This window comes from Sphingomonas leidyi, from assembly GCF_011761945.1.
GTDB lineage: Bacteria > Pseudomonadota > Alphaproteobacteria > Sphingomonadales > Sphingomonadaceae > Sphingomonas > Sphingomonas leidyi.
In genome coordinates this window covers 1,761,004-1,774,754 of record NZ_JAASQV010000001.1, presented here as the reverse complement: position 1 = coordinate 1,774,754, position 13,751 = coordinate 1,761,004, and the positions used below count along the sequence as shown (strand labels likewise).

The 13,751-nt window shown below is 67.3% G+C and carries 14 protein-coding genes; all 14 read left to right on the top strand.

What is annotated here, in order from left to right:
- Position 1: 1 nt before the first annotated feature.
- Positions 2-802, top strand: a complete 801-nt coding sequence (locus tag FHR20_RS08525; RefSeq protein ID WP_380926298.1) for a CDP-alcohol phosphatidyltransferase family protein — start codon at positions 2-4, stop codon at positions 800-802.
- A 464-nt stretch (positions 803-1,266) separates the two neighbouring features.
- Positions 1,267-2,064 carry a 30S ribosomal protein S2 gene (gene rpsB / locus FHR20_RS08520; protein ID WP_167299102.1) on the top strand — a complete coding sequence of 266 codons (798 nt, stop codon included), beginning with the start codon at positions 1,267-1,269 and terminating at the stop codon, positions 2,062-2,064.
- A 225-nt stretch (positions 2,065-2,289) separates the two neighbouring features.
- On the top strand, positions 2,290-3,216 hold the full coding sequence (tsf, locus tag FHR20_RS08515; RefSeq protein WP_167299101.1) for a translation elongation factor Ts: 927 nt from the start codon (positions 2,290-2,292) through the stop codon (positions 3,214-3,216).
- A 90-nt stretch (positions 3,217-3,306) separates the two neighbouring features.
- Positions 3,307-3,807: a hypothetical protein gene (locus tag FHR20_RS08510; protein WP_167299100.1), complete on the top strand. Its 501-nt coding sequence runs from the start codon at positions 3,307-3,309 to the stop codon at positions 3,805-3,807.
- Between the two features lie 64 nt (positions 3,808-3,871).
- Positions 3,872-4,279 (top strand): hypothetical protein, encoded by a 408-nt coding sequence (locus FHR20_RS08505; RefSeq protein ID WP_167299099.1) that lies wholly within the window; start codon positions 3,872-3,874, stop codon positions 4,277-4,279.
- Positions 4,280-4,362: 83 nt separating this feature from the next.
- A complete protein-coding gene (pyrH, locus tag FHR20_RS08500; RefSeq protein WP_086129887.1) occupies positions 4,363-5,094 on the top strand; it encodes a UMP kinase in 732 nt (243 codons plus the stop codon).
- Positions 5,095-5,110: 16 nt separating this feature from the next.
- Positions 5,111-5,668 carry a ribosome recycling factor gene (gene frr, locus FHR20_RS08495; protein ID WP_086129886.1) on the top strand — a complete coding sequence of 186 codons (558 nt, stop codon included), beginning with the start codon at positions 5,111-5,113 and terminating at the stop codon, positions 5,666-5,668.
- A gap of 157 nt (positions 5,669-5,825) precedes the next feature.
- The gene (locus tag FHR20_RS08490) at positions 5,826-6,557 is read left to right on the top strand and encodes an isoprenyl transferase (RefSeq protein WP_167299435.1); all 732 of its coding nucleotides are present in this window, start codon (positions 5,826-5,828) and stop codon (positions 6,555-6,557) included.
- Positions 6,554-7,333, top strand: a complete 780-nt coding sequence (locus FHR20_RS08485) for a phosphatidate cytidylyltransferase (protein ID WP_167299098.1) — start codon at positions 6,554-6,556, stop codon at positions 7,331-7,333. The genes FHR20_RS08490 and FHR20_RS08485 overlap by 4 nt, the downstream gene beginning before the upstream one ends.
- The gene (gene dxr, locus FHR20_RS08480) at positions 7,330-8,490 is read left to right on the top strand and encodes a 1-deoxy-D-xylulose-5-phosphate reductoisomerase (RefSeq protein ID WP_167299097.1); all 1,161 of its coding nucleotides are present in this window, start codon (positions 7,330-7,332) and stop codon (positions 8,488-8,490) included. The genes FHR20_RS08485 and dxr overlap by 4 nt, the downstream gene beginning before the upstream one ends.
- The gene (locus FHR20_RS08475) at positions 8,487-9,620 is read left to right on the top strand and encodes a M50 family metallopeptidase (RefSeq protein WP_167299096.1); all 1,134 of its coding nucleotides are present in this window, start codon (positions 8,487-8,489) and stop codon (positions 9,618-9,620) included. The genes dxr and FHR20_RS08475 overlap by 4 nt, the downstream gene beginning before the upstream one ends.
- Positions 9,621-9,689: 69 nt before the next feature.
- On the top strand, positions 9,690-12,458 hold the full coding sequence (gene bamA, locus FHR20_RS08470; protein ID WP_208413444.1) for an outer membrane protein assembly factor BamA: 2,769 nt from the start codon (positions 9,690-9,692) through the stop codon (positions 12,456-12,458).
- Positions 12,458-13,216 carry an OmpH family outer membrane protein gene (locus FHR20_RS08465; protein WP_208413443.1) on the top strand — a complete coding sequence of 253 codons (759 nt, stop codon included), beginning with the start codon at positions 12,458-12,460 and terminating at the stop codon, positions 13,214-13,216. The genes bamA and FHR20_RS08465 overlap by 1 nt, the downstream gene beginning before the upstream one ends.
- A complete protein-coding gene (gene fabZ, locus FHR20_RS08460; protein WP_341786420.1) occupies positions 13,213-13,707 on the top strand; it encodes a 3-hydroxyacyl-ACP dehydratase FabZ in 495 nt (164 codons plus the stop codon). The genes FHR20_RS08465 and fabZ overlap by 4 nt, the downstream gene beginning before the upstream one ends.
- The last annotated feature ends 44 nt before the right edge of the window (positions 13,708-13,751 follow it).

Below are 13,751 nucleotides of genomic sequence, written 5' to 3'. Positions count from 1 at the left end.
AATGCGGCGCATGCGGCGGATGCGCCCGGTGCGCGGGATACCGCTGCGCGCCATCGCGCCCAACGCCATCACCGCGCTCGCATTGTGCTCAGGCCTGACCGCGATACGGTTCGCGATCGACGGGAAATGGGAATTGGCGGTCCTGATGGTGCTCATCGCCGGGCTGCTCGACGGCGTGGACGGCAAGATCGCCCGGATGGTGCGCGGCGAAAGCCGGTTCGGCGCCGAACTGGACAGCCTGTCGGATGCGATCTCGTTCGGCGTGGCGCCGGCGCTGATCCTGTACCTGTGGTCGCTGCAGGCACTCGGCCGGTTCGGCTGGATGATCGCGCTGATCCATGCGCTGTTCTGCGCGCTCCGCCTCGCCCGGTTCAACGCCCAGATCGATGCCGAGGACCAGCCGCACAAGTCCGCCGGCTTCCTCACCGGCGTACCCGCGCCCGCCGCCGCCGTCCTCGCGTTGCTGCCGCTCTATCTGTGGCTGTTCACCGACGAGCCGCACCTGCGCTCGCCGATCGTGGTCGCGCCGTGGAGCGCGTTCGTCGCGGTGCTGATGATCTCGAGCGTCGCTACCTTCGCGCCGCACGTCCGGCTGAAGCAGCGCATCCGCTTCGAAGCGATCGCCGTGCTGGTGGTGCTGGTCGCGGCGCTGGTGGCCGCGCCCTGGCCGACGCTGGCTGCGATCGCGATCCTGTACCTCGTGTCGATCCCGTTCAGCGTGCGCAGCTATCGCCGGATCAGGCAGCTGCGCGCAGCGGGAACGCCGCGGGGCGGCGCGCCGGAGCCGGGTAGCGAAGGGTAACGCGGGCCTGCGCCGGCCCGGGCAGCGGCCGGGCGATATTCCGGCCCGTCAGTTCACGGATACGCGGAAGCGCGGCGGCGACCGACGAGAAGATCGTCCAGCCTGCAACGGCGAAGGCAGCGGCGAACAGCAGAACGGTAAGCAGTGCAGTCATCACTTGGCTCCCAAAACGCGCCCTACCTGGCGAGAACCTTGCGATTCCAACCCCTTGGCGCCCGCTGACGTTCCCTGTCCGCGTTGTGAACCCTTTATGTTCCGCTAACGTTCCGTTGTCAAGCGGTTGTTCCCCGCATGTTCCGCGCGGGCCGGAATCGCACCAGGCGCGCCGTCCATCTCGACGCTTGCGCCGCTCCTCGCTTTCGAGTAGGGGCGCCGCTCTCAACCCGCATGGGAAGCATCATAAGCCGGTGTCGCGTTTCGCGATCACTCGCTTCCCAGAGGCACAACCGGAAGGAGTTATCCCTATGGCGGCACCTGTCGTCACCCTGCAGCAGCTACTCGAATCGGGCGCGCACTTCGGTCACCAGACCCATCGCTGGAACCCGAAGATGAAGCCCTACATCTTCGGCGAGCGCAACGGCGTCCACATCATCGACCTCTCGCAGACCGTGCCGCTCTTCGCGCGCGCGCTCGAGTTCGTGAACTCCACCGTCGCCGCCGGCGGCAAGGTCCTCTTCGTCGGCACCAAGCGCCAGGCGCAGGAGCCGATCGCCGAGGCCGCGCGCCGCGCGAACCAGCACTTCGTCAACCATCGCTGGCTGGGCGGCATGCTCACCAACTGGAAGACCATCTCGCAGTCGATCAAGCGCCTCAAGACGCTCGAGGAGCAGCTTTCGGGCGACACGCACGGCCTGACCAAGAAGGAAGTGCTGCAGCTCACCCGCGAGCGCGACAAGCTCGAGCTCTCGCTCGGCGGCATCCGCGACATGGGCGGCCTGCCCGACGTGATGTTCGTGATCGACGCGAACAAGGAAGAGCTGGCGATCAAGGAAGCCAACACGCTCGGCATCCCGGTCGTGGCGGTCCTCGATTCGAACGTCTCGCCCGACGGCATCGCGTTCCCGGTTCCGGCGAACGACGACGCCTCGCGCGCCATCCGCCTGTACTGCGAGGCGATTGCCATCGCGGCGACCCGCGGCAACCAGGACCGCCAGGCGAGCTTCGGCGTCGACCTGGGCGCCCAGGAAGAAGCGCCGGTCGAGCCGGCCCTGACCGAGGCTTCGGAGCAGGCCGTCGAAGGCGAGCGCCAGATCGACGCCTGACTTGCAAGTGCTTGTCTCCGAACTGACATAGGCGCGCACTAGGCGCCCGGTCAGTTCGGAACGACGCCTTATCCCCCGTTCGTCCCCGGAGCCGGTCCGGGGTTGTCGAAGCCCCGCCCTTCTTTCCGGAGCGGCAAGCGAGACGGCCCTTCGACCCGCTCGGGATGAACGGGGGTTTGACATACCGGCGGGGCAAGCGCCCGCCGCAACCAAGAGGAAAGAGACATGGCCGAGATCACCGCTGCTGCCGTGAAGGAGCTCCGCGAGAAGAGCGGCGCCGGCATGATGGACTGCAAGAAGGCGCTGACCGAGACCAATGGCGACCTCGAGGCCGCCAGCGACTGGCTGCGCTCGAAGGGCCTGGCCGCCGCTGCCAAGAAGTCGAGCCGCACCGCGGCCGAGGGCCTGGTCGGCGTCGCCGTCGCCGGCACCAAGGGCGTGGCCGTCGAGGTCAATTCGCAGACCGATTTCGTCGCCAAGAACGAGATCTTCCAGACCTTCGTGCGGGACGTGACGTCGGTGGCGCTCGAGCTGGGCGACGATATCGAGGTGATCAAGGCGGCGCCGCTGCCGGCCGGCAGCGTCGAGGAAGTGCTGACCAACAACATCTCGACGATCGGCGAGAACCAGGTCCTGCGCCGCGCCAAGCTGGTGCAGGTGTCGCAGGGCGCGGTGATCCCGTACGTCCATAACGCCGCGGCACCGGGGCTGGGCAAGATCGGCGTGCTCGTCGCGCTCGAGAGCGATGCCGGCGTCGACGTGCTCGAGCCGCTGGGCAAGCAGGTCGCGATGCACATCGCGGCGGCCTTCCCGCTGGCGCTCGACGAGACCGGCCTCGACCAGGAGACGCTGGAGCGCGAGCGCGCGATCGCCAAGGAGAAGGCGGCCGAGAGCGGCAAGCCGGCCGACATCATCGACAAGATGGTCGAAGGCGCGGTGAAGAAGTTCGCCAAGGAGAACGCGCTGCTCAGCCAGCTGTTCGTCATGGACGGCAAGACCCCGATCGCGGACGTGATCGCCAAGGCCGGCAAGGATGCCGGTTCGTCGATCGTGCTCAAGGACTATGTCCGCTTCCAGCTCGGCGAAGGCATCGAGAAGGAAGAGAGCGACTTCGCCGCCGAAGTGGCCGCGACTGCGGGTCTCACCAAGTAAGGTCTTCCCGGACCTGAATGCGCGGGCGCGGCATCCCAGGGGTGCCGCGCCCGTTTGCGTTTGGCGCGCGCCTCGTGCAGCTTGGCGCGCATGCGGGGGTTCGGGATCAAGACGCGGATCGTGCTGGTGGGGGCGATCGTCCTGATCCTGCTCGGCTATGGCTGGTGGTTCCTGGCGACGGGCAAGGTCGCAGTGCCCGATACCGAGTTCGAGATCACCAATTTCTCGGCCGAGCTTACGCCGGGACGGGAAGCGGCGGAGCTGGCGAAGCTTCCCATGTTCGATCCGGCGACGGGCGGCTGGATCGCCGACGGCAGGCGGCAAGCCTCGGCCGCCGGGTTGGTCCGGCCGGAACCGGGTCCGCGGGGGCCGGACGATATCGGTCCCTATCTGACCGCACGCCTTCCGGACGGCGCCGGGAAGCGGGAGATGCAGATAGCGATGCGCGCGCTGGCGCGCGAGGGAATATGCCAGGTGGCGTTTCTCGTCCCGGGTGCGGAGGCCGTCCCGGTCATCCGGATCCGCCGCGTCGCGGACGGGCGCGGCGGCACGATCGCCTGCACGGCCGCGCGCAACTCGGCCGCGCGTTGAGCCCCCGTCGACTCGCGGCGCCCGGCGTGCGAATTTGCCTAGATCGGGGGCGGGGAGGTTCGGAATGCGGCATCGTTCGGAAACCGCGCTGGCGGTCATCACCCTGTTCGCCGCCGCGACGCATTTCACGCTGGAGACCTGGTATCATCTCATCTGGGGCCAGCCGCTCCAGGCGCTGCTGGTGGACTATATCTGCAACGCGCTGATGCTGCTCGGCGGCTTCGCGTCGCTGACCGCCCGGCCGGGAAGCGCGGCGGGGCTGCTGGCGGCGGGCTGGGCCTATGCGCTCGGCTTTGGCTGGCGCAGCGTGTTCGGGCGGCTGGAGGCGATGTCCCATGGCATCCGGGCACCCAATGGCGAGCCGACCGGAGCGATCGTCGTCGCGCTGATCGCGGCGCTGAGCCTGGTCGCGGCGATGCTGCTCTGGGGGCTGGCGCTCGCATGGCGGCAGAGTCGTCAAAGCGGCGGATAACCGGCATCTGAGCGCTTGTTACAGTCGGCGGCCTCCTCTAGGGTCCGCGCCGCTCCCAGTATCCGTCGTAACCAAAGGCTCCGATGACCGCTCCCCGATTCAAACGCATCCTCCTCAAACTCTCGGGCGAGGTCCTGATGGGGCAGGGACAGTTCGGCATCGACCCGGACACCTGCGAGCGCGTTGCGCTCGAAGTGAAGGATGCCAAGGAGAGCGGCCTCGAGATCTGCATGGTCGTCGGTGGCGGCAACATCTTTCGCGGGCTCGCCGGCGCGGCGCAGGGCTTCGATCGCGCCTCGGCCGACTATATGGGCATGCTCGCCACGGTGATGAACGCGCTGGCAATGCAGAACGCGCTCGAGAAGATCGGCGTGGACACGCGCGTCCAGTCGGCGATCCCGATGGCGTCGGTCTGCGAGCCCTATATCCGCCGCCGCGCCGAGCGGCACATGGAGAAGGGCCGCGTGGTCCTGTTCGCGGCAGGCACCGGCCTGCCGTTCTTCACCACCGACACCACGGCGGCGCTGCGCGCGGCCGAGATGCAGTGCGATGCGCTGTTCAAGGGCACTTCGGTGGACGGCGTCTATGATGCCGATCCCAAGAAGGTGAAGACGGCGAAGCGCTACGATACGTTGAGCTACGACCGTGTCCTTGCGGACAATCTGAAGGTGATGGATGCGTCCGCCGTCGCGCTGTGCCGCGACAACGACATTCCGATCGTCGTGTTCAACATCCGCGATGCCGGCAACCTCACCCGCGTGCTGCGCGGTGAAGGCACATCGACCATCGTTCAGAACGAACCCCAATTCGCATAGATAAGAGGAGCCGATAATGGCCGCATACGACAAGGCCGACCTCGAGCGCCGCATGCACGGCGCGGTGGAGTCGCTGAAGCATGACCTGGCGGGGCTGCGCACCGGCCGCGCGAGCGCGACGCTGCTCGATCCGGTGACGGTCGAGGTATATGGCGCGCACATGCCGATCAACCAGGTGGCCACCGTCTCGGCGCCCGAGCCGCGCCTGCTCTCGGTGCAGGTATGGGACAAGACCAATGTCGGCCCGGTGGACAAGGCGATCCGCTCGGCGGGCCTCGGCCTCAATCCGATCGTCGACGGCCAGACGCTGCGCCTGCCGATCCCGGACCTGACCGAGGAGCGCCGCAAGGAGCTCGCCAAGCTCGCCAGCCAATATGCCGAAAAGGCCCGCATCGCGGTGCGCAACGTGCGCCGCGACGGCAATGACAGCCTCAAGGCCGACGAGAAGAAGGGGCTGTTCGGCGAGGACGACCGCAAGCGCCACGAGACCGAAGTGCAGAAGCTGACCGACAGCACCATCGCCGACATCGACGCGGCGGCGAGCGCCAAGGAAAAGGAAATCCTGGGCAAGTGAGCCTGGCTTCCGCCTTTTCCTCGTCTTTTCCCGTCACCTCCGCGAAAGCGGGGGGCCATCTCTCCGGCGGGCCTGTCACACAACGGCTGTTGTGCGACGCGGCGCCGGCAGAAGATGGATCCCCGCTTTCGCGAGAGTGACGGTGGTGGTTCGCACGATGGCCGCCAAGCCTGTTCCCGCGTCGGAAGGCGCCGCGCCGCCGCGCCATGTCGCCATCATCATGGACGGCAACGGGCGCTGGGCGAAGAAGCGCCTGCTGCCGCGCATCGCCGGGCACAAGCAGGGCGTCGAGGCGGTGCGGCGCATCAGCCGCGCCGCGCGCAAGCTCGGCATCGAGGTGCTGACGCTCTATGCCTTCTCCTCGGAGAATTGGCGGCGGCCGGAAGAGGAGGTCCGCGACCTGATGGGCCTGCTCCGCCACTTCCTGGCGAGCGAGCTGGACGAGCTGGTGTCCGAAGGCGTGAAGCTCCGCGTGATCGGTGCGTGGCGAAGGCTGTCGCCCGATCTGGTCGCGCTGATCGACGGGGCGATCGCGCGCACCGCGGGCAATCCGGGGCCGACGCTGGTGATCGCGCTCAACTATGGCGCCCAGGCCGAGCTGGCCGAAGCGGCGCGGACGCTTGCCGAGAAGGCGAAGACGGGCGAGATCGATCCCGCGGACATCGACGAGAAGGCGTTCGAGGCGGCGCTCGACACCGGCGACCTGCCGCCGCTCGACCTGCTGATCCGCACTTCGGGCGAGCAGCGCCTGTCGAATTTCCTGCTCTGGCAGGCGGCCTATGCCGAGTTCCTGTTCGTCGACACGCTCTGGCCGGATTTCGACGAGGACGCGCTGGCCGGGGCGCTCGCGCAATATGGCCGGCGTCAGCGGCGCTTCGGGGGCTTGTGAGCAAGACCGGTTCCGAGCTCGCCACCCGGCTGGGCGTCGCCTTCGTGCTGATCGGCCTGGCCTTTGCCGCGCTCTATGCGGGGGGGCTGGGCTTCTGGCTGGTGGTCAGCGTCGCCGGCGTGCTGATGATGGGCGAATGGGCGCTGCTCGCGGGCGCGAATTTCCGGGGCAAGCGGCTCGCCCAATATGCGGTCTCCGTCCCGCTCGCCGCGATGGCGCCGGAACTTGCGGCCGGGCCGGGTTTCCTGGCGCTGGGGCTGATCATCGGCGCCTTCTTCTTCCTGATGATCGTCACGAAGCGCGCGCAACTGGCATTCGGCGCCTTCTATGTCGGCCTGCCGATCCTCGCGCTGGTGCTGCTCCGCGAGCAGCCCGGGCATGGCCTGCTGCTCACCTTCTGGGCGATGGCGCTGGTCTGGGCGTGCGACAGCGCCGCCTATTTTGCCGGCCGCGCGATCGGCGGGCCCAGGCTCGCCCCGGCGATCAGCCCGAACAAGACCTGGGCCGGGTTCCTGGGCGGGATCGCGGGCGCGACTCTGTTCGCCTTCGTGCTGGTCTGGCTTTGCGGCCTGCCGGCCGCGCTTGCCTGGGCGACGCCGGTGCTCGCGGTGCTCGCGCAGCTCGGCGACCTGTTCGAGAGCCATTTGAAGCGCGTGGCCGGCGTGAAGGATTCGGGTAACCTGCTGCCCGGCCATGGGGGCATGCTCGATCGGCTGGACGGGCTGGTCGCGACTGCGCCGGTGGCGGCCTTGCTGGTGCTTTGGCTGGTCCGATGAGGCGCAGCGTCACGATCCTGGGCGCCACCGGATCGGTGGGCGGCTCGACGCTCGACCTGATCGAGCGCGAACCCGAGCGATTCGAAGTGATCGCGCTTACCGCCAATTGCGATGTCGAAAAGCTTGCCGCCGCCGCGATCCGCACCGGCGCGCGCCATGCGGTGGTTGCCGACGAAAGCTGCCTGCCGGCGCTCCGCGCGCGGCTGGCGGGGACGGGGATCGCTGCGGCAGGCGGCCCGCGGGCGGTCTGCGAGGCGGCTCGCATGGGCGTCGACTGGACGATGGCGGCGATCGTCGGGCTCGCGGGCCTGGGTTCCGCGATGGCGGCGATCGAGGGCGGCGGCACGGTGGTGCTCGCCAACAAGGAGCCCCTGGTCTCGGCCGGCGATCTGGTGACTGCGGCGGCACGACGCCACGGCGCCACGATCCTGCCCGCCGATTCGGAGCATAATGCCATCTACCAATGCTTCGATTTCGCCCGGCCGGAGCGAGTCAGGCGGATCATCCTGACCGCGAGCGGCGGCCCGTTCCGCGATTGGGACGTCGCGGCGATGCGCGGCGTGACTCCGGCCCAGGCCTGCGCGCATCCCAACTGGTCGATGGGTGCCAAGATCTCGGTCGATTCGGCGACGATGATGAACAAGGGACTCGAGCTGATCGAGGCTGCGCGGCTGTTTCCCGTGGCGAATGAGGCGCTGGAGATTCTTGTGCACCGCCAGTCGGTTATCCACTCGATGGTGGAATATGTCGACGGTTCGGTGCTCGCGCAGATGGGCCCGTCGGACATGCGCGTGCCGATCGCGCACACGCTCGCCTGGCCCGACCGGATGGCGACGCCGATGCCGCCGCTCGACTTTGTGGCGATGGCAAGGCTGGACTTCGCGGCGCCCGATGCCGTGCGCTTCCCGGCATTGCGGCTGGCGCGCGAGGCGCTGGAGGCCGGGGGCGCCCGCCCGGCGATCCTGAATGCCGCCAATGAAGTGGCGGTGGCCGCCTTCCTTGCGGGCCGTCTCAACTTTCTTGAAATTGCCGCAATCTCTGCCGATACGCTTGATCGCTATGACCCGGTCGCTCCGGAAAGCCTCGAAGCCGTTTGGGCAATCGACGCCGAGGCTAGGCGGATCGCGGGCGAGCGTGTGAAGGACGGCGTCGCTTGATTCAAAATCCCGGCATCCTGGTCACCATATTCGCATTCATGCTGGTGCTGGGGCCGCTCGTGTTCCTGCACGAGCTGGGCCATTACCTCGCGGGGCGCTGGTTCGGCGTGAAGGCCGAGGAGTTCTCGATCGGCTTCGGCCGCGAGGTGGCCGGCTTCACCGACCGGCGCGGGACGCGCTGGAAGTTCGGCTGGCTGCCCCTGGGCGGCTATGTCCGTTTCGCGGGCGACATGAACCCGGCCAGCCAGCCTTCGCCCGAATGGCTCTCGCTGCCGGCGCAGCAGCGCGCGCAGACCTTCCAGGCCAAGCCGCTCTGGCAGCGCGCGATCATCGTCGCCGCCGGGCCGATCATGAACTTCCTCGTCGCGATCGCGATCCTGGGTGCCTTCGCGGTCGCGTTCGGACAGAATGTCACGCCGCCCGTGGTCGGCCGGATCGATCCGGCCGGGGCCGCGGCGCATGCGGGGCTGCAGGCGGGCGACCGGATCGCCACGCTCGACGGGCGGCGGATCGACGATTTCCGCGATCTCCAGCTCTTCACCGCGCTGCGCGCCGGCGAGACCGTGACCATCGCCTTCGTGCGGGACGGGCAGGAGCGGAGCGTCGCCGCCACGATCGGCACGCTCAAGGAAAAGGATCGCTTCGGCAACATCTCCACGCGCGGCGTGCTCGGCTTCTACGGCGTCAGGCCGGTGATGCAGCCGGTCGCGCTCTGGGAAGCGCCGGTGGTGGGGCTGACGCAGACCATCGACATCGTGCGCACCACGGTGGAAGGGCTGAAGCGCATCATTCTCGGCCGCATCCCCGTGAGCGAACTGGGCGGGCCGCTGAAGATCGCCCAGGTCTCGGGCCAGAGTCTCGCGATGGGACCGCTCGAACTGGTGTATCTGATCGCGCTGATTTCGATTAATCTGGGATTCATCAACCTGTTGCCAGTCCCGGTGCTGGATGGCGGCCATCTTCTGTTCTACGCAGTGGAAGCCGTTCGCCGCCGCCCGGTGGAGCCGCAGGTGATGGAATGGGCCTATCGTGGCGGTTTGGTCGCAATTCTCGCGCTCATGCTGTTCGTTACGTTCAACGATCTCGGCGCGTTCGGCGTGTGGAGAAGTCTGGCCGGGTTGATCGGCTGATGTGGTTCGTGCAGGGCGGTGCAAGCCGCGTGGCTGACGGCCGGGTATTTTGATTCCGACTGGGGTGGGATGGTGACTGCGATCAAGGCAACGAAAATCGGCGCGCGCGCCACGGCGACCCTCCTCGCGGGCACCATGCTCTCGGGCATGGCGGCCGCACAGACTGCGCCCCAGACGGCTCCGGCCGCCGCGCCCCCGGCAGCACAGGCCGCTCCGGCTCCCGCTGTCCCCGCCCCGGTGACGCGCACGATCAAGTCGATCCGCGTCCAGGGCTCGCAGCGGATCGAGTCCGAGACGGTGATGAGCTACACGCGTCTGCGCGTGGGCGACGCCTATACCAACGAGACGATCGACCAGGCGATCAAGGACCTGCTCGCTTCCGAGCTGCTCGCCGATGTGACGATCGAAGGCGTCGAGACCGGCGACCTGGTGATCCGCATCCGCGAGAACCCGGTGATCAACCGCGTGATCTACGAGGGCAACAAGCGGCTCAAGGAAGACAAGATCAAGAAGGAAGTGAAGCTGGCGCCGCGCCAGATCTTCACCCGCACGGCCGTGCGCGCCGACGTGGCGCGCATCATCGAACTGTATCGCCGCCAGGGCCGGTTCGCCGCCGTGGTCGAGCCGAAGATGGTCAGCCTCGACCAGAATCGCGTCGACGTGATCTTCGAGGTCCATGAAGGGCCGAAGTCCAAGGTCCGCCAGATCAACATCATCGGCAACACCGTGTTCTCCGACAGCAAGCTGCGCGGCGAGATGGCGACCAAGGTGGCGAGCCTCACCCACCTGATGAGCTCGAACACGAGCTACGACCAGGATCGCCTGGCCTATGACCAGCAGAAGCTGCGCCAGTTCTACCTGACCAACGGCTATGCCGATTTCCGCGTGATCTCGGCCGTAGCCGAGCTGACGCCGGACAAGAAGGACTTCATCATCACTTATGTGGTGGAGGAAGGCCCGCGCTACAAGTTCGGCCCGGTGAGCGTCGACAGCGCGATCCGCGACTTCGACGACAAGAAGCTCGCCGCCGCGCTGAGCATCAAGGAAGGCGACTGGTACAACGCCAAGGCCGTGGAAGACACGGTCGAGCAGCTGAGCGAGACCGCCGGCATCGCGGGCTATGCCTTTGCCGATGTGCGCCCCGAGTTCCAGCGTGACAAGGACACGCTGACCATGGCGATGAACTTCCACATCGCGGAAGCCAATCGCACCTATATCGAGCGCATCGACATCACCGGCAACCGCCAGACCCAGGACAAGGTGATCCGCCGCGAGTTCCGCGTGGCCGAGGGCGACGCCTTCAACACCTTCCTGGTCAAGCGTTCGCAGGACCGCATCAACTCGCTCGGCTATTTCCAGGACAAGTTCGAGGTCGAGCGGGTCGAGGGCTCGGCGCCGGATCGCATCGTGCTCAAGGCCAATGTGGAAGAGCGCGCCAATGGCGAGCTGACGCTGTCGGCGGGCTTTTCGAGCCTCGAGCAGTTCATCCTCCAGGCCTCGATCCGTCAGCGCAACTTCCGCGGCATGGGCCAGACGGTGTCCGCCTCGGTCGACTATTCGACCTATTCCAAGTCGGTGGAGCTGGGATTCACCGAGCCCTATCTGTTCGACAAGAACATCGCGCTGGGCGGCACGATCTTCCGCCGCGACTATAACGCGTTCAACTATATCGGTTCGGACCGCTCGACGACCTACAGCCAGGTTTCGACCGGCTTCCAGATCGTCGCCGGCGTGCCGCTGACCGAATATTGGACGCTGTCGGGCCGCTATTATCTCGCCCAGGACAATGTGACGCTCGACAAGGCGAGCTTCTACACCAACGGCGTCTGCGATCCGCTCAAGGCCGGCCGCTATTATTGCGAGGCGGTGGGCAATCGCATCACGTCGCTGGTCGGCCTGACGCTGACCTATGACAGCCTGAACAGCCGCATTCGTCCGACGCGCGGCCAGCGCCTGTCGGTGAGCGGCGACTTCGCCGGCCTGGCCGGCGACGTGCGCTATCTGCGCGCGCGTGCGAATGCCGACAAATACTGGAATGTCGGTGGCGGCTTCATCGCTTCGGTCTCGGCCGAGGGCGGCCTCATCCACAGCCTTGAAAAGGCGAGCGGCCCGGGCATCGATCCGGTGCGCATCACCGACCGCTTCTATCTGGGCGAGCCGCAGTTCCGCGGCTTCGACATCCGCGGCGTCGGCCCGCGCGTCCAGCGCATCAACTATACGGGCGACCCGACCGCGGGCACGCAGCTGCTGGTGACCGATCGCGACCAGATCGTCGACGATGCGATCGGCGGCAAGGCCTATTACCTCACCAAGGCCGAGCTGGAGATTCCGCTGGGCGCCGGCGCGCGCGAGATGGGCCTGCGGCCGTCGATCTTCATCATGGCGGGCAGCCTGTTCAACATCACTCGCCCGGGCAAGACGATCGAGTTCGCCCAGGCGAAGGACACCAACGGCAACCTGCTGTACAACAAGGACGGTTCGCCGACGCTGCTGCCCAAGGACAATTTCATCAAGGATCCGTCCGGCAACCAGCTCTACATCGTCAGCGCGTCCGACCCGACCAATTCGGGCGCCTATACCACCTGTAAGGTCGGCTATTCGGCGAGCGCGACTGCGCCGTGCGTCGGTACCTCGATCAACGCCATCGCCAATTCGCCGATCGCGCCCTTCTTCGAACGCTATGTCGGCGACACCGCGTCGCCGCGCCTGTCGATCGGCTTCGGCGTGAACTGGAATTCGCCCTTCGGCCCGCTGCGTATCGATGTGGCCAAGACGTTGCTCCACGCCAAGGGCGACGACACCAAGCTTGTAACCTTCAACGTAGGGACTCAATTCTGATGATTACCAAGAAGCGCATTTTCGCCGCGCTGCTCGCGGCGCCCGCCGCGCTTGTCGTCGCGGCTCCCGCGCACGCACAGGTCAACGGCATCGCCACCGCCAGCCCGGTTCGCGTCATCGACGCCAGCAAGGCGTTCACCGCTGCCCAGCAGCAGATCCAGACCACCTACAAGGCGGCGTTCGACCAGATCAATGCCCGCCGTCAGGCTGCGCAGAAGGAAGCCGAGCCGCTCCTCGCGCAGCTCGACACCAACAAGGACAAGAAGGTCGACGACGCCGAGCTCAAGGCTGCCCAGGCCGCCAAGAACCCGGTGCTCGACAAGATCGCGGCGATCCAGAACGCGGCGAATACCGACGTCCAGAAGCTGAGCAATCCGGCCGCCCGCGCCGAGCTGTTCGCGATCGAATCGATCCTGCGCCAGTATGAGCCCGCGCAGCTGCGCGTCGTCACCGCGCGCAAGATCAGCGTCGTGCTTTCGCCGGAAGTCTTCATGTACGCTCCCGATTCGGCCGATATCAGCGACGCGATCACCGCCGAGCTCGACAAGTCGGTGCCGACGGTGAGCATCCAGCCGCCGGCCGATTGGCAGCCGGCGCGCGAGACGCTGGCGATGCAGCAGCAGCTGGCCCAGATCGAGCAGATGCGCGCCTATCAGGCAGCGGCACAGCAGCAGCAGCGCGGTGCGGGTGCCGCGCCGGCGCCGGCCGCGCCCGCGGGTGCCAAGCCGGCCGGCAACAAGCCCGCCGAGCCGCGGTGAGCGAGGACGTTTCGGCAGCCGCCGCCGCTCCGGAGAAGTCCGGGGGCCCGCTGAACATTCAGCGGGTGATGGCGGCGCTGCCGCATCGCTACCCGATGCTGCTCGTCGATCGCGTCGAGGAACTGGTCCCCGACCAGCGAATCGTCGCGATCAAGGCGGTCAGCATGAACGAGGAATTCTTCCAGGGGCATTTCCCGGGAAGGCCGATCATGCCCGGCGTCCTCCAGGTGGAGGCGCTGGCGCAGGCGGCGGGCGTGCTCGCGGTGGAGAGCCTCGGCCTCGCCGGTTCGGGCAAGCTCGTCTATTTCATGTCGATCGACGGGGTGAAGTTCCGCAAGCCGGTCGAGCCCGGTTGCCTGCTCCGCCTCGAGGTCGAGTTCGTCCAGAAGCGTTCGCGCGTCTGCAAGTTCGCCGGCCGGGCGATGCTCGACGGCGAAGTCGCCACCGAATGCGAGTTCACCGCGATGATCGCGGATCCGCCTTCGGCATGAGCCAAGGGTGCCGGGGCAGGGCCCGGCATCCGGTTTCCGGCGCC